Origin of the sequence: Diplocloster modestus (assembly GCF_019042245.1) — a bacterium.
Taxonomy (GTDB): domain Bacteria; phylum Bacillota; class Clostridia; order Lachnospirales; family Lachnospiraceae; genus Diplocloster; species Diplocloster modestus.
Genome location: NZ_JAHQCX010000001.1, coordinates 73,795 through 90,285 on the forward strand (window position 1 = coordinate 73,795; position 16,491 = coordinate 90,285).

Here is a 16,491-nt window from a genome sequence, read left to right on the forward strand (position 1 = left end):
TGGCAGATGATTGAAGATTGGTTCCGGGGCATATTGACAGACGGGATTTTATCAAACCTTTCCGGGCTGTTTGACAGCGTAAATACAGAGGTTGGCGAAATCGCGTCGCAAGTCGGCACGACCCCCGCCGGGTGGAACGCGGGCATATTCAATATGATACGCAGCCTTTCGGAAAACGTCATTGTGCCGATTGCGGGCGTTATCATTACCTTTGTCATGTGCTACGAACTAATCCAGCTTGTAATTGAGAAAAACAATCTGCACGATCTCGACACTTGGATTTTCTTCAAGTGGATTTTCAAAACCTTTGTCGCGGTGCTGCTGGTAACAAATACTTGGAACATCGTCATGGGCGTTTTCGATATTACGCAAAGCGTCGTCAACGACAGCGCGGGCGTTATCATATCCGACACAAGCATAGATATTGCAACCGTTATCACCGATATAGAAACAAAGCTGGACGCTATGAGCGTCGGCGGACTTTTGGGGCTATGGTTTCAATCCCTTTTTGTAGGGCTTACCATGAAAGCCCTCTCTATCTGCATTATGCTGGTGGTGTATGGGCGCATGATTGAAATATACCTTGTAACGAGTATCGCCCCTATCCCCGTTGCGACAATGGTAAATCACGAATGGGGCGGCATGGGACAGAACTATCTGAAATCCTTACTTGCCCTCGGTTTCCAAGCGTTTTTAATCCTTGTGTGCGTCGGCATTTATGCGGTTTTGATACAGACAATCGCAGCAACCGACGATATATCCGGCGCGATCTGGTCTTGCATGGGCTATACCGTCCTCTTGTGCTTTACCCTGTTCAAGACGGGAAGCCTTGCAAAGAGCGTCTTTTCGGCGCATTAAGGGGGCGGGAATGAAAAAATATAAAATCATTTACGCAGATCCCCCGTGGCGGTATGAACGAAGCAAAGTACAGGGAGCAGCGGAAAAGCACTATCCTACTATGAGCATTGAGGAACTATGCGCTTTACCTATCAAGGAAATTGCGGACAAGGACTGCATTTTATTCCTATGGGCGACGTTCCCGCAGCTTAAAGAAGCGTTGCAGTTAATCAAGGCTTGGGGCTTTACTTATAAATCCGTTGCCTTTGTATGGTTAAAGCAAAATCGGAAATCGCCCACTTGGTTTTATGGCTTGGGCTTTTGGACGCGAGGAAATGCGGAAATCTGCTTGCTTGCTACCAAAGGACACCCGAAGCGGCAATCAAACAAGGTACATCAATTTATCATTTCCCCCGTCGAGCAGCACAGCAAGAAGCCGGATATAACGCGGGAAAAGATACTTGCCCTTATGGGCGATCTCCCGCGCATTGAACTGTTTGCAAGACAGCATACCCCCGGTTGGGACGTGTGGGGAAATGAAATTGCAAGCGACATACGGTTTGCCGGAAAGGAGGTTTGAAATGGCATATGTAACCGTCCCAAAGGATTTAACCAAAATCAAAAGCAAGGTAATGTTCAACCTTACCAAACGACAGTTAATTTGTTTCAGCGCGGCGGTGGCTATCGGGCTACCGCTATTCTTTTTGACAAAGGACAGCGCGGGAACGACAACGGCGGCTTTGTGCATGGTGCTTGCCATGCTGCCTATGTTCCTACTCGCTATGTACGAGAAGAACGGGCAACCGCTGGAAGTGATTATACGGCAATTTGTGGAAGTGAAGTTTCTTCGCCCCAAAGAGCGACCTTATCAGACCAACAATTTTTATACTGCCCTTGCGCGGCAGGAGCGATTAGATAAGGAGGTACGGGCGATTGTCAAAGGAAAAGGGAAAGACCCAAAACGAAAAGCGTAAACTTACGCGGCAGGAAAAGAAACAGATCGACGCGCTTATCCGGCAGGCAAAGGGCGACGGGAAGCCCCATACGGCGCAGGACAGCATACCGTTTGAGCGAATGTATAAGGACGGGATTTGCCGCCTTGCAAACGGGCGGTATTCCAAGTGCATTGAGTTTGAGGATATTAACTATCAGCTTGCACAGCCGGACGATAAGACCGCCATTTTTGAAGCCCTTTGCGATATGTATAACTCTTTTGACGCTTCGATTGGCGTGCAGCTTTCCTTAATCAGCCGCCATGCGAACAAGGAGGATTTCAAGAGCAGTATCACGATTGCCCCGCAAAATGACGACTTTGATAGTATCAGAGCCGAGTACACCGAAATGCTGCAAACGCAGCTTGAACGCGGCAACAACGGGCTTATCAAGACCAAGTTTCTCACCTTTACCATTGAAGCAAAAGATATTAAATCGGCGCGGGCGCGGCTTGCCCGTATCGAAACGGACACGCTCAATCATTTTAAGGTGATCGGCGCGGCGGCGCGGGTACTGGACGGGAAGCAGCGGCTTGAAGTGCTGCATGGGCTTTTCCACCCGGACGGGGAACGCTTCAACTTTGCGTGGGAATGGCTACCCGCAAGCGGCCTTTCCGTCAAAGACTTTATTGCCCCGTCCTCTTTCCGTTTTGGCGACGGGCGAATGTTTCAGATGGGCGGGAAGTTTGGCGCGGTTTCCTTTTTGCAGATTGCCGCGCCGGAACTTTCAGACCGTATGCTTGCCGACTTCATGGAAGCGGAAAACGGGATTGTCGTCAATCTGCACATTCAGAGTATCGACCACAACGAAGCGATCAAGACCATCAAGCGGAAAATCACCGACCTTGACCGCATGAAAATCGAGGAACAGAAAAAGGCAATCCGCAGCGGCTACGATATGGATATAATCCCGTCCGACCTTGCCACCTACGGCGGCGAAGCGAAAAACCTTTTGCGGGATTTGCAAAGCCGGAACGAGCGAATGTTTTTGCTTACGCTGTTAGTTTTGAATATGGCAGACACAAAGCAGAAATTGGACAACGATGTATTCAGTGCCGCAAGTATCGCGCAGAAATACAACTGTATGCTCACCCGCCTTGACTATCGGCAGGAACAGGGGCTTATGTCCTCTATCCCGTTGGGCGAAAACCTAATCCAAATCCAGCGGGGCTTGACGACTTCCAGCACCGCTATTTTCGTCCCCTTTACGGTGCAAGAGCTGTTCCAAAGCGGCGAAGCGTTGTATTACGGCTTAAACGCCCTTTCCAACAATATGATTCTGTGCGACAGAAAACGGCTGAAAAACCCAAACGGCCTTATCCTCGGCACACCGGGCAGCGGCAAGAGTTTTTCGGCAAAGCGCGAGATCACCAACGCTTTTCTCATTACCGCAGATGATATTATCATTTGCGACCCGGAAGCGGAGTATTACCCCCTTGTGGAACGGCTGAAAGGACAGGTTATCAAGGTTTCGCAGAATAGCACGCAGTACATTAACCCGATGGACATAAACCTCAATTACAGCGAGGGCGACACGCCCATAGCCTTAAAGAGCGATTTTATCCTTTCCTTTTGCGAACTCATTATGGGCGGCAAAAATGGGCTGGAAGCGGTTGAAAAGACCTTGATTGACCGCGCCGTTATCAGCGTGTACCGCAGCTACCTTGCAGACCCGAAGCCGGAGAATATGCCGATTTTGGGCGACCTCTACAATGAAATCAAGAAGCAGCCGGAAAAGGAAGCGCAGCGTATCGCGTCGGCATTGGAACTCTATGTAAACGGCAGCTTGAATGTGTTTAACCACCGCACAAACGTTGACATTCACAACCGCCTTGTCTGTTTTGACATTAAGGAACTCGGCACCCAGCTTAAAAAAGTCGGTATGCTCATTATCCAAGACCAGGTGTGGAACCGCGTAACGCTCAACCGCAGCGAGGGCAAGGCGACGCGGTACTACATCGACGAGTTTCATTTGCTGCTCAAAGAGGAACAGACCGCAGCGTACAGCGTTGAGATTTGGAAGCGTTTTCGCAAATGGGGCGGTATTCCGACAGGTATCACGCAGAACGTCAAAGACCTTTTGACGAGCAGAGAAGTTTCAAACGTTTTTGAAAACAGCGATTTTGTGTATATGCTCAACCAAGCGCAGGGCGACCGGGAAATCCTTGCAAAGCAGCTTAACATTTCGCAGCAGCAAATGACCTATGTAACCCATTCCGACGCGGGCGAGGGGCTTATCTTCTATGGCAACGTGATTTTGCCGTTTATTGACCGTTTCCCGCAGGATACGGAACTGTACCGCGTCATGACGACCAAACCCGGCGAGGTGTCGGCATGAGGATAGAAACGGACAAAATCTATTGCGGCGACAGCTTGCAGGTGCTTCAAACCTTGCCGGAAAACGCAGTTGATTGTTGCGTAACGTCCCCGCCCTACTATGCCTTGCGGGACTACGGCGCAGACGGGCAGATCGGACGGGAAGCAACGCCGGAAGAATATGTTTCCCGCATTACGGCGGTATTCCATGAGGTAAAGCGAGTGCTTACGCCGGAGGGGACTTGTTGGCTGAATATCGCGGACACTTATTGCGGCACAGGCAGCAAAGCCGACCACCAAGACCCCAAATACCCCAAAGGCAGGAACGGGCAGCAAGTGGCGTTTAACCACCGCGCCCCCGGCTGCAAGCCCAAAGATTTAATCGGTATTCCGTGGCTTGTAGCCCTTGCCTTGCGGGGCGACGGTTGGTATTTGCGCAGTTCTATTATTTGGCACAAAACAAACCCCATGCCGGAAAGCACGCGGGACAGGCCGACCCGCTGCTATGAATATGTCTTTCTGCTTACCAAGTCAAAGAAGTATTACTACGATTGGCAAGCAGTAGCCGAGCCGATAGCCCCCGCAACGGCGGGGCGGCTGAAAAGCGGAGTTGGCAAAGGAAACAAGTATAGCGTTACTGTTCCGGGGCAAAACCAACCGCAGAAAATCAACCGCCCCCGCGAAAAGGGCGCATACGCCGACGAGTTGATTTCTCCCGTCCGCAGCCGCCGCAACGTTTGGCAGATCAGCAACGTTGCTTATCGCGGCGGGCATTTCGCGGCATACCCGCCCAAACTTGCGGAAACGTGCATTTTGGCGGGGTGTCCCGTGGGCGGGATTGTCCTTGACCCGTTTTTAGGCAGCGGAACCACCGCAGCGGCGGCAAAAAACCTTGATCGCCGCTATATCGGCATTGAGTTAAACCCCAACTATTGCGAACTTGCAAAACAGCGGATTGGAGGTGATGAAGATTGAGCAAGGAACTGAAAGCCCCCGACAAGGTAACGCAGAAAATGACCCGCGACGGTGCGGTTGCAGAAAACCTTACGACGGGCGAAACGTCCAGTATCAGCGAAAGGCCGCAGGAGGAAAACTATTCAGCCCCCGCAGGGGCGGCAGCGGAAAAGGTTGTGCAGCATATCGGCGCAGAGGTTGAACGACACGCGGCAAAAGGCGCGGAGAAAAAAGCCCTTGACGCGGCGCAGCTAAAAAACCATACTTCCCGCTTGCAGTTTTCCGAAGCGGAACGGGCAACGCCGGAACTTCAAAAGGCAATTAAGAAATCGGACAAGGCGGCAGGCCGTTTAGATGCGGCGCGGGCAGCTATCCCCAAGCAGACCAAAATCAAGAAAGAGCGCGTTTTTGACGAAGCGAAAGGCAAGGCAAAGACGCGCCTTTCCTTTGAAAAGACCGATAAGCCCCCAAACGGCAAGTTGCGGCATAACCCCTTATCCCGTCCGGCGCAGGAGTTAAACAGTACCGTACACGGGAAAATCTACGAGGTAGAGAAAGAAAACGTCGGTGTGGAAAGCGGGCACCGGGTAGAACTTGCCGGAGAGAAAGCGGGCGGCATGGCGACACGGGCAGTTAAGGGCGGCATACGCAGCCATAAGCTGAAACCCTACCGGGCAGCGGCGGCAGCGGAGAAAAAAGCGGTAAAGGCAAACGCCGATTTTCTCTATCAAAAGGCGCTGCACGATAACCCCGCGCTTGCGCACTCAAACCCCATTTCCCGCTTTTGGCAGAAGCAGCGCATTAAAAAGCAGTATGCAAAGACGCTGAAAGCGGGCGGCAAAGTGAAAAAGACCGCCGAAGCCACCGCAAAGGCGGCGAAGAAAACCGCGCAGGAAACCAAACGGGCGACGTTCTTTGTTGTCCGGCACTGGAAAGGCTGCTTGATTGTGGGCGGGATTGCCTTTATCGTGCTGCTGCTTTTTGGCGGGCTGTCCTCTTGCTCCCTCTTTGGCGGCAACAGCGGCAGCGGCTTGATTGCGTCGTCCTATCTCTCCGAGGACGCGGATATTACGGGCGCGGAAAGCGCGTATGCCGCTATGGAAGCCGAGTTACAAGATATGCTGGACAATATCGAAAGCGAATACCCCGGCTACGACGAATACCGGGTAAACGCGGACGAGATCGAGCATGACCCCTATGTGCTAATTTCTATCCTTTCCGCGTGGCATGAGGGCGTGTTTACCCTTGACGAAGCGCAAAGCACCCTTGAAATGCTCTTTGAGAAACAGTATATCTTGACCGTTACGGAGGAAGTCGAGGTACGCTACCGCACCGAAACGCGGACGGACAGCGAGGGCAACGAATATGAGGTTGAAGTACCCTACAACTATTATATTCTTCATGTGGATTTGGAAAACTTCAACCTCTCCCATGTTCCCGTCTACATCATGGGCGAAGAACAGCTATCCATGTACGCTATGTATATGTCGTCGCTGGGAAACAGACCCGATTTGTTCCCGCAATCCGGCTATGTGTCTAAATACTATGAAAACCCGCCCGCAGATTACGAAGTCCCCGCCGCGCTGCTCAATTCCGATGAAAAGTTTGCGCGGCTCATGGAGGAAGCGGATAAATACGTCGGTTTTCCCTATGTGTGGGGCGGCAGCACCCCGGAAACCTCTTTTGATTGCAGCGGATTTGTGAGTTATGTGTTGACGAACAGCGGCCTATACAATACGGGCAGACTTGGGGCGCAAGGGCTTTACAACATTTCAACCCGCGTTTCCAACCCGCAGCCGGGGGATTTGGTTTTCTTTACGGGTACATACGATACCCCCGGCGTTTCCCATGTGGGGATTTATGTGGGCGAGGACGGGGACGGAAGCCCCGTCATGCTGCATTGTGGCGACCCTATCCAGTATTCAAGACTGGACACCAGCTATTGGCAATCCCACTTTTACGCCTACGGGCGGTTACATTACAACTAAAAGGAGTTGAAAAATGAATATTGTATCTTTTGGCGGCGGCACGAATAGTGCCGCCTTACTTATTGGCCTATACAAGCACAAAATCCCGGTTGACCTTATCACCTTTGCCGATACGGGTGCGGAACACCCGCATACCTATCAATTTGTTAAGGTAATCAATCAATGGCTTGCGGAACGCGGTATGCCGCAGATTACCGTTGTGCAGTATGTTGACCGCTACGGCAACCGCCTACCTCTTGAAACCGAGTGCTTGCGCTCTCATACGCTCCCGTCGATTGCCTACGGGCATAAGCGTTGTTCGCAGAAACACAAAATCGCACCGCAGGAAAAGTTTTGCAACCACTATGCGCCTTGCCGCGAAGTATGGCAGCGCGGCGAGAAAGTCAACCGCTATATCGGCTATGACGCAGGAGAAGTGAAACGGTATGAACATTCCCGCAAGTACAACGAAGCCGACAAAAAATATCATAACCGCTACCCCCTCATTGAAGAATGGGGCTGGAACAGGGACGATTGTATTCGGGAAATCAAAGCGGCAGGATTGCCGCAGCCGGGTAAATCGTCCTGTTTCTTTTGTCCGAGCATGAAGAAACAAGAGATTTTATATCTCAAAGAACACTATCCCGATCTATTTAACCGGGCGGCGGCTTTGGAAGAAAACGCTATGCCCTATCTTAAAACTGTAAAGGGCTTGGGGCGCAATTATTCATGGAAAGAGCGTTTTGGAGAGGAAAAGCCATGCTAATGCTTATTCCCGTTTCCCTTGCGGAAGCAAACGCCTTTGTTGCACAGCACCACCGCCACCATAAGCCCGTTACCGGACATAAGTTTTCAATCGGCTGCACCGCAGACGGGCAACTTGTAGGCGTTGCGATTGTGGGACGACCTGTTAGCCGTTATCTCGACGACGGGCAAACCCTTGAAGTCAACCGCCTTTGCACAGACGGAACAAAAAACGCTTGCAGTATGTTGTATGCCGCAGCTTGGCGGGCGGCGCGGGCTATGGGCTATCGGAAAATGATAACCTATATCCTTGACACAGAAAACGGCGCAAGCCTACGCGCCGCAGGTTGGAAATGTGCCGGGATTGCGGGCGGCAAGCGTTGGACGGGAAGCCGAAAACCCGCAACAGACCTCTATCCACCACAAATGAAATATCGTTACGAAAAAACAGTTTGAAAGGAGTAAATGACTATGGCGAACACGAAACTTGACCGTATCGAAAGGGATATTGAGAAAACGAGGGCAAAAGTCCTTGAATACCAAAAGAAGCTGAAAGACCTTGAAGCGCAGAAAGTCGAGGAAGAAAACGCGCAGATCGTGCAAATGGTAAAGGCGGTACACCTTGACGGGACGCAGCTTGCCGCGTTCCTCTCCGCTTACGCCAGCGGCGAAATTACCTTGCCGCAGCCGGAAGCGACCTACCCCGCCGAACAGGAGGACAGCGACAATGAAGAATAAAAAGCTAATCCGAACGTTTACCGTACTGCTTGCCGCGCTGGTTATCATGTGCGGCCTTTCTGTTACCGCATACGCGGGCGGCGGCGATGAAAGCGACGACACGCCTACCCCCGTAACCGAGGAAACACCCGCGCCGGAAACCGAGCCGGAAGAAACGACGGGCGGCTATGAGCCGCAGCCCCTTACCCCGGACGGGAATATGTCCCTTGTGGACGATATAACGGGTGAAGCGTCCGGCGACAAGCAGTTTATTACCGTCGTTACCAAAAGCGGCAACTATTTTTACATCATCATTGACCGCGCCGAGGACGGGGAAAACACCGTCCATTTCCTTAACCAAGTGGACGAAGCGGATTTAACCGCCCTTATGGAGGACGGGCAGACCGAAGCCCCCGTTTGTAGCTGCACCGAAAAATGCGTTGCCGGAAGCGTCAACACCGATTGCCCGGTTTGCAGCGTCAACATGGGCGAGTGCGCGGGCGTGGAAGCCGAGCCGGAGCCGGAAGAAACCGAGCAGCCGCAGGAGGAAGAAAAAGGCGGCGGCATGGGTATTCTGCTTGTCGTGCTGCTTGTTGCCGTAGCGGGCGGCGGCGCGTTCTACTACTTTAAGATTTTGAAGCCCAAAAAGGACGCGGCGAAAGGCAGCAGCAACCTTGACGACCTTGATTTTGACGAGGACGACGAGGAAACGGAAGTAGTTGAAACCGAACAGACCGAGCAGGAGGACGATAATCTATGAAACTTGTAATTGCAGAAAAACCGAGCGTCGGGGCGGCGATTGCCGCCGTTATGGGCGCGAATGAAAAGCGCAGCGGATATTTTGAGGGCAACGGTTATCTTGTGTCGTGGTGTATCGGGCATTTGATTAGCCTTGCAGACGCGGCGACCTACAATGAACAATTCCGTAAATGGAAGTACGACGATCTCCCCATTGTCCCGCAGGAGTGGCGGTTTATTGTTGCCAGCGGCAAGGAGCAGCAGTTTTCCATTCTCAAAGACCTTATGCACCGCAGCGACGTTACCGAGATTGTCAACGCTTGCGACAGCGGACGCGAGGGAGAACTCATTTTCCGCTTTGTCTATGAACAGGTGAATTGCAAAAAGCCCTTTTCCCGCCTTTGGATTAGCAGCATGGAAGAAAGCGCAATCCGCGAGGGCTTCTCTAATCTCAAAGACGGGCGCAGCTACGACAACCTTTATCAATCCGCGCTTTGCAGAGCAAAGGCCGATTGGCTCATTGGCATTAACGCGACCCGCCTTTTCTCTATCCTCTACCATAAAACATTGAATGTCGGCAGAGTGCAAACGCCCACCCTTGCTATGCTGGTAAACCGCGACTATGCGATCAGCAGCTTTCAGAAAGAGAAATATCATATCGTCCGGCTGGACGTTGGCGGCGTTGCCGCCCTTTCCGAAAGGCAGGACGACGAAGCGGCGGCGCGGCAGATGAAAGCGGCTTGCGAGAAATCGCAGGCCGTTTGTACTTCCCTCAAAAAAGAGAAAAAGACCGCAGCCCCGCCGAAACTGTTTGACCTTACTTCTTTGCAACGGGAAGCAAACCGCTTATATGGATTTACGGCGAAACAGACCCTTGACTATGCGCAAGCCCTCTATGAAAAGCGGCTTTTGACCTATCCCCGCACCGACAGCAAATATATCACTTCCGATATGGAGGGCAGCACAAAAGAACTCATTACCGGGCTTTGTTCTCTGCTTCCCTTTATGCAGGGCGTGAAGCTGCAAGCCGACCTTACAAGGATTTGCGACAACAGCAAAGTAACCGACCATCACGCCATTTTGCCGACAGCGGAGTTTTTGAAAAACGGTTTTGCGCCCCTTGCCGAGAGCGAGAAAAAGCTAATGACCCTTGTATGCGCAAAACTGCTTTGCGCCGTTGCCGCGCCCTATACCTATGAAGCAGTTACGGCGGTTTTCACTTGCGGCGGCTATGCCTTTACCGCAAAGGGCAGGACGACGCTTTGCGAGGGTTGGCGCGAGATTGAAAGACTGTCCCGCGCCGCGTCCGGGGAACAGGACGAGGACGCAGAGCCGGAAGCGGTTTTGCCCCCGCTTGCCGAGGGACAGGCCTTTGAAAATCCGGCAGCGGAGATCTCCGAGCGTTACACGCAGCCCCCAAAGGCATTTACCGAAGATACGTTACTTTCGGCTATGGAGAGCGCGGGCAAGGAGGACACGCCGGAGGACGCGGAACGCAAGGGATTAGGCACCACCGCGACGCGGGCGGGTATCATTGAAAAACTCATTTCAGCGGGCTTTGCCGAGCGCAAGGGCAAAAAGCTAATCCCCACAAAGGACGGGTATAACCTTGTCGCCATTCTGCCCGAAAGCCTTACGTCCCCGCAGCTTACGGCAGAATGGGAAACGCGCCTTACCGGGATTGCAAAGGGCAGCGACAGCCCCGCCGACTTCATGCGCGGGATTGAGGAAATGACAGCGGGGCTTGTCAAGACCTATTCCGCGATTTCCGAGGATAAAGCAAAACTGTTTACCCCGCAGCGGGAAGCAATCGGCACTTGCCCCCGTTGCGGCGCAGCGGTTTACGAGGGCAAGAAAAACTTTTATTGTTCCGACAGGGCTTGCAGCTTTGTCATGTGGAAGAATGACCGCTTTTTTGAGCAGCGTAAAAAGGCTTTCACAAAGGCGATTGCCGCCGCCCTTTTGAAAGACGGAAAGGTAAAAATCAAAGGTATGTACTCGACCAAGACGGGAAAGACCTTTGACGGTGTTGTGCTGCTTGCCGACACAGGCGGCAAGTATGTAAACTTCCGCGTCGAGCAGAACCGAAAATGATAAGGCTTGATGAAAAGCAGTACCGCGCCGTAAAGAAAATGACCCGCGCCGCTTGTGCAAACAACGATTGCGGGAATTGTCTGCTATTGGACGACGGGGAAACTTGCGTTTGTGTGCAGAGTATCAGCTATTCGCTGCTATGCCGCTATTTCCGCGAAGCGGTATTGCCCGCCGACAGGCAGCTTTGCGAGCAGATCACCCGCAGCGGGGAAACCGATTTGAAGCGTTGCGCGGTATGCGGCAGCACGTTTGCGGCGGGAAGCAACCGGGCGAAATACTGCCCCGATTGCGCGGCAAAGATACGTCGCAGACAGAAAGCCCAAAGCGAGAGAAACAGGCGTTTACGGAGTAAAACAACTACATAGCAAGCACAGCAAACGAGTACCCGTTTGCGAGAAATGCCCGCGCTGCTCTATGGGAAGCGCGGGCATTTTGCTTGTTGGGATAGTCCCAAACCCTTATATGACCGAGAAAGGACGTGATGAAACAATATGCCGTACACCTCATACGACCATGACAAATTAGAAGCCGCCGAAACCATGCGGATAGAACGCCGGATATATTTTGAAGCAAAGGACGGGGATATTGCCCCTTATGCTTCCTTGCCGATTGCGCAGCTACTTTCCATGCGCAGCGAAAGCGCGGCGGCAGAACAGGCGATTTTTGACAGCTTAAAGGAGCAAGCCGCCGCATGGGAAGAACAGGCGGGGAAAACGCTTTTGCTGGATAAAGCATTGGAATATGTGAGAACGCCGCACGTCCAGCACACCGCTAACCAGTGGCAGGAAAACGAGTATAACCGCCATACTCGCAGCAACCGGGTATATCAGATGAATTACTACATTTACGAGAATACCCGATACGACCGGGAAAAGCAAGAAAGCGTCCCTTACTCTTATTCTCTTACATGGGGCGTTTACACCAACAGTCCAAACAGAAACGGGCAAGCGAAGATCGCCGGACAGGACAGAAAGGTTTTCCCCGATAAGGCGGCTATGGAAAAGTATCTGAATGGGCGTATCAAAGCATACGACCGCTTGTTTACGGAAATATCCCCACCTATCCCGCAGGAGTACGCCGAGTATTTCAAAGTAAACGGTATGCTCATGCCGGACTACACCATAGAGGGCGAGGAACCCCCGCAGCAGCAACAGGCGGCAGCTATCCCCGAACCTACCGGGCAGCAAAAGGAGCGTGAACACATGGACGGACAATTTTCTATTATGATAGGCAACCGCAGCCGCTTTGAAGCGGGCGACCCAAGCGGCTATTGGCTGGATATGCCCGCCACAAAGGAGCAGTTACACGAAGCTATGCAGAGCGTCGGCGTTACCGCCGATAACCCGCAGGATTTTTCCATTCGCGGCTATTCCGACGACCCGGAGAAACATATTGCCTTGCCTTATGAAATGGTATGCGCCGCCGACGTGGACGAACTCAATTTTCTTGCGGCGCGGATTGAGCAGCTGGACCCCGCCGAGATCGGCAAGCTGAACGCAGCTTTGCAGCAGAAAAACGGGCTTGCAAATATTGGACAGGTAATTGACTTCACCTACAACGTGGATTTTTACGTCCATATCCCCGAAGTACATACCTACCGCGATTTGGGCGACTACTACTTAAATCAATCCGGCATGGTACAAATGCCCGAAGAATGGAAAGGCGGCATTGACCTTACTACTTTCGGAAGAAATGCCGCCGCGCAGGAAAAAGGCGCGTTTACCGAATATGGTTATATCGTGGAAAGCGGCGACGAGTGGGAACGGCAGTTTGAGGGGCGCGAAGTGCCGGAGGAATACAAGATTATGAGTTACCCGCAGCCGGAGCGCAGCGAACAGGACAAGACCTATATGGACGCAGCCGAAGTGCAGCAAGCAGCCGTACAGACCGCCGAGCCGCAGCAGCCCCGCCCCGTCGTCCCCATTATCCTTACTTCTGAAAAGCCCGCCGAAAAGGTAAAGGAGATTACCGCCCGTTTGGAGCAAGGCGTACAAGCAATTTTTGACAGCGACCGCTATAAAGAGTTTTTAACCGCTATGTCAAAGTTTCATGATTACAGTCTGAACAATACGATTTTGATTGCCATGCAGGGCGGCAATTTGGTAATGGGCTTCCGTCAATGGGAAAAGGAGTTTGACCGCCATGTAAAGAAAGGCGAGAAAGGCATTAAAATCTTTGCCCCCGCACCCTACAAGGTGAAAAAGCTGGTTGATAAAATCGACCCCGAAACGAGAAAGCCCATGCTTGACCGCGAGGGAAAAGCGATTAAGGAAGAAAAGGAAATCACCGTCCCCGCCTTTAAGGTTATAACCGTCTTTGATATTTCGCAGACCGAGGGCAAGGAGTTTCCCGACCTTTCCGTTAAACCGCTGCTTGCCGATGTGGAGCAATACGAGGATTTTTTCGCCGCCCTTGAAAAAGCGTCCCCCGTCCCGATTGCATTTGAGCAGATCACAAACGGCGCAAACGGGTATTTCAGTTTAACCGATAAGCGGATTGCCATTAAAGAGGGTGTAAGCGAGTTACAGGCGGTAAAGACCGCCATTCACGAAATCGCCCATGCGAAGCTGCACGATGTAGACTTGAACGCCCCGCCGGAGGAACAAAACCGCGTTGACCGCCATACCCGCGAGGTAGAAGCGGAAAGCGTCGCTTACACCGTCTGCCAGCACTTTGGCCTTGATACTTCCGATTATTCTTTCGGCTATGTGGCGGGTTGGAGCAGCGGCAAGGAAATGACCGAACTAAAAGCGTCCCTTGAAACGATACAGGCCACCGCAAAGGAACTCATTACCGAGATTGAGGGGCATTTTACCGAGTTGCAGCAACAGCGGCAAGCCGAGCAGGAGCAGGGCGACACCTTTTCCATTTATCAGTTAAAGCGCGGGGACGAAACAAGGGACTTGCGCTTTGAGCCTTACGACCGTCTGCAAGCAACGGGGCATACCGTAGACCGGGCAAATTATGAACTCGTTTATACCGCACCGCTTACAAAGGATATGACGCTGGGCGACATTTGGGAAAAGTTTAATATCGACCACCCCGCCGATTTCAAGGGGCATAGCCTTTCCGTTTCGGACATTGTTGTACTTCATCAGAACGGCGAGAACACCGCCCACTATGTAGACAGTATCGGTTTTCAGCAAGTGCCGGAGTTTTTGCAGGAACAGCAGACCCCCGTATTTGACAAGCTGCCGCCCGAACAGCAGCAAGCCCTATCCGACACCGTAAAAGACACCTTGCAAATGCTGGTTGACGCAGACAAGCGGATTTACGGCGATGTTACGGGTAAGACCCTTGAAGCAATCGCGGCGCAAGGGTATTCCTACAAGGACGGACAGCTTGAAAAGCAGCAGCCGGAAGCGACCCCCGAAAGCCTTTTGACGGGTGAAACTGTTAGAACGCCGAGGGGCAATTTTCATATTACCGATATGAGCCGCGAACAGATCGAAGCGGCGGGCTTTGGTTTTCACCATGCGTCGGAGGACGGGAAGTATCTCATTATGGGGAACGGCACACAGGCTTACGCCATAGCCGCCGAGCAGCCGCAGCGGGATAATCCCTTAAAGCACGTCGAGGACACCATAGAGCAGAACGACAACAATTTTGACGGGATTATCAATAACACGCCGCAAACGCCCACCGTCGCAGATTTGGAGCAGCGGGCAAAGGCGGGCGAAGCAATTTCCGTTACCGACCTTGCGAAAGCGGTAAAAGCCGAGAAACGGGAGCAGCCGCAGAAAAAGCCCTCTATTCTGAAAAAGCTGGACGAGTATAAGAAACAGGCGGCGCAGCAGCCGAAAGACAAACAGAAAGAGCATAAAAAGGATTTGGAGGTTTGATAGTATGAATATCCGCTTTACCATAGAGGAAGAAAGCATTGTTGCGATCTACGCCGAGGACAGCCGAGAAACAACGCTTGAAAATATCCTTGCCGTCATGCCCTACATGGACGAGGATATACGCCAGCTTGCCGCCGCAGCGGTGGACAAGCTGCAAGCCATGACGGACAGCGAGTTTTCTGAACGGGAGTTTATCTTGACCGACGAGGAATAGTCCATAGAAAACAGGGGCGCGGTTGCCGATTTCCGGCGCCGCGCCCCTGTTCTTTTTTTGTCCTTGCGTGGACAATTAGAAAGCCGTTTTTGCGGGTTTGAATATACTTTATCGTCTATGCCATTTCCCCGCGCTGGAAGCCGCAGAAACACAGGCGTTTTCAGCCCCTAACGTTCCACTTGCAGCCCCTTTATTCGTACGTTTCGTCTTTCTTCTTTTCCGCGTCCACAACGCCCTCAATCATGCCCGTTACAACGGCGTTTAATTGCGCCGCGTTTTGGGAAGTGATAACGGGCTTGCCCGTTTCCGCTTCAAGGGCTTGTTTTGCAATCCCGGCGACATTCCCGCCGCGACGGGCAACCTCTATGTTTTCTTCAAAGGTTTCCGGCTTGGACGCTTGGGAAATATCTTTTGTAGAGGTTTCCGCGAGCATATTCAAGATGATTTCCGTTGTACTCATGTTATCCCGTAGATTTTCTTTTTTTAAGCCTTTCAGCTTTTTGTATTGCCGCGTCGTCATTCCCGACCATGCGCGGGTGATCTCGTCGGTGAGTATCGCATATTCAACACCCTTTTTCACGCCCCGGTCTTGCCATTCGTCGGTTAATTCTTTCCGCACTTGGATTGCCTGTAACCGCTGGTTAATCCATTCGCGGGTATATCCCTTTTTTAGATAGGTTTCAAGGGCGCGGTCAATGGCCTGTTCCGGGTCTATGGTTTCTTCTATCCGTTCCCGCCCGACTTCCGCAAGCCACAGCTTAAACGGCTCTGCTTTCGGTGAGGGAATAGACTGAATGATACGCAAAAGCTGTTCCGTCGTTGCAACGTCGGTCAACCTCTTTTTCCCGTCAGCGGCGGTCATTTTCAAAGCGTTACAGTTTGTAACGGTTTCATTTCCCTCGTCTTTTAAGCGTTTTTTCATTACGCGCCAGTAGGTTTGAGGGTTGGGGCTGTCGGTCAAAACCGCGACAACATCAACAATGGAAAAGTACCATTCTTCCTTTTCCTCGTCCCATGCCGTTCTGATTGCTTTGTTTTCAAAAAGCTGCAATTTGTCGTTATCCATTTGCGGTACT

The 16,491-nt window shown here is 52.1% G+C and carries 15 protein-coding genes; 14 read left to right on the top strand and 1 reads right to left on the bottom strand.

The features are described from left to right. The first annotated feature begins 6 nt into the window (after nt 1–6). The 14 genes from KTH90_RS00460 to KTH90_RS00525 all read left to right on the top strand — a co-directional run bounded on the left by KTH90_RS00460 (nt 7) and on the right by KTH90_RS00525 (nt 15,415). A complete protein-coding gene (locus KTH90_RS00460) occupies nt 7–858 on the top strand; it encodes a VirB6/TrbL-like conjugal transfer protein, CD1112 family (RefSeq protein ID WP_238726216.1) in 852 nt (283 codons plus the stop codon). A 10-nt stretch (nt 859–868) separates the two neighbouring features. Continuing rightward, nucleotides 869–1,417: an MT-A70 family methyltransferase gene (locus KTH90_RS00465; RefSeq protein WP_238726053.1), complete on the top strand. Its 549-nt coding sequence runs from the start codon at nt 869–871 to the stop codon at nt 1,415–1,417. 1 nt (nt 1,418) lies between these two features. Next, nucleotides 1,419–1,811 (top strand): PrgI family protein, encoded by a 393-nt coding sequence (locus tag KTH90_RS00470; RefSeq protein ID WP_103228167.1) that lies wholly within the window; start codon nt 1,419–1,421, stop codon nt 1,809–1,811. Continuing rightward, nucleotides 1,771–4,167, top strand: coding sequence for a VirB4-like conjugal transfer ATPase, CD1110 family (locus tag KTH90_RS00475; protein WP_238726054.1), 2,397 nt, complete (start codon nt 1,771–1,773; stop codon nt 4,165–4,167). The genes KTH90_RS00470 and KTH90_RS00475 overlap by 41 nt, the downstream gene beginning before the upstream one ends. Beyond that, nucleotides 4,164–5,120 (top strand): DNA-methyltransferase, encoded by a 957-nt coding sequence (locus KTH90_RS00480; protein ID WP_238726055.1) that lies wholly within the window; start codon nt 4,164–4,166, stop codon nt 5,118–5,120. Before KTH90_RS00475 ends, KTH90_RS00480 begins: the two co-directional genes overlap by 4 nt. After that, nucleotides 5,117–7,087, top strand: a complete 1,971-nt coding sequence (locus KTH90_RS00485) for a C40 family peptidase (RefSeq protein WP_238726056.1) — start codon at nt 5,117–5,119, stop codon at nt 7,085–7,087. The genes KTH90_RS00480 and KTH90_RS00485 overlap by 4 nt, the downstream gene beginning before the upstream one ends. Nucleotides 7,088–7,100: 13 nt before the next feature. Further along, entirely contained in the window at nt 7,101–7,832 is a 732-nt protein-coding gene (locus KTH90_RS00490; protein ID WP_238726057.1) for a phosphoadenosine phosphosulfate reductase domain-containing protein, read from the top strand. Continuing rightward, nucleotides 7,826–8,266 (top strand): XF1762 family protein, encoded by a 441-nt coding sequence (locus tag KTH90_RS00495; protein WP_021393617.1) that lies wholly within the window; start codon nt 7,826–7,828, stop codon nt 8,264–8,266. Before KTH90_RS00490 ends, KTH90_RS00495 begins: the two co-directional genes overlap by 7 nt. 15 nt (nt 8,267–8,281) lie before the next feature. After that, nucleotides 8,282–8,548, top strand: coding sequence for a DUF4315 family protein (locus KTH90_RS00500; protein WP_238726058.1), 267 nt, complete (start codon nt 8,282–8,284; stop codon nt 8,546–8,548). Further along, on the top strand, nt 8,538–9,287 hold the full coding sequence (locus KTH90_RS00505) for a DUF4366 domain-containing protein (protein ID WP_238726059.1): 750 nt from the start codon (nt 8,538–8,540) through the stop codon (nt 9,285–9,287). Before KTH90_RS00500 ends, KTH90_RS00505 begins: the two co-directional genes overlap by 11 nt. Beyond that, nucleotides 9,284–11,359, top strand: a complete 2,076-nt coding sequence (locus tag KTH90_RS00510; protein ID WP_238726060.1) for a type IA DNA topoisomerase — start codon at nt 9,284–9,286, stop codon at nt 11,357–11,359. Before KTH90_RS00505 ends, KTH90_RS00510 begins: the two co-directional genes overlap by 4 nt. After that, nucleotides 11,356–11,724 (top strand): cysteine-rich VLP domain-containing protein, encoded by a 369-nt coding sequence (locus tag KTH90_RS00515; protein WP_238726061.1) that lies wholly within the window; start codon nt 11,356–11,358, stop codon nt 11,722–11,724. Before KTH90_RS00510 ends, KTH90_RS00515 begins: the two co-directional genes overlap by 4 nt. 126 nt (nt 11,725–11,850) lie before the next feature. After that, nucleotides 11,851–15,201 (top strand): YodL domain-containing protein, encoded by a 3,351-nt coding sequence (locus KTH90_RS00520; protein ID WP_238726062.1) that lies wholly within the window; start codon nt 11,851–11,853, stop codon nt 15,199–15,201. Nucleotides 15,202–15,205: 4 nt separating this feature from the next. Next, a complete protein-coding gene (locus KTH90_RS00525) occupies nt 15,206–15,415 on the top strand; it encodes a transposon-transfer assisting family protein (RefSeq protein WP_238726063.1) in 210 nt (69 codons plus the stop codon). A gap of 190 nt (nt 15,416–15,605) precedes the next feature. Here KTH90_RS00525 and KTH90_RS00530 read toward each other — a convergent pair whose 3' ends face one another. Beyond that, entirely contained in the window at nt 15,606–16,481 is an 876-nt protein-coding gene (locus KTH90_RS00530; protein WP_238726064.1) for a BRO family protein, read from the bottom strand. Nucleotides 16,482–16,491 lie beyond the last annotated feature (10 nt).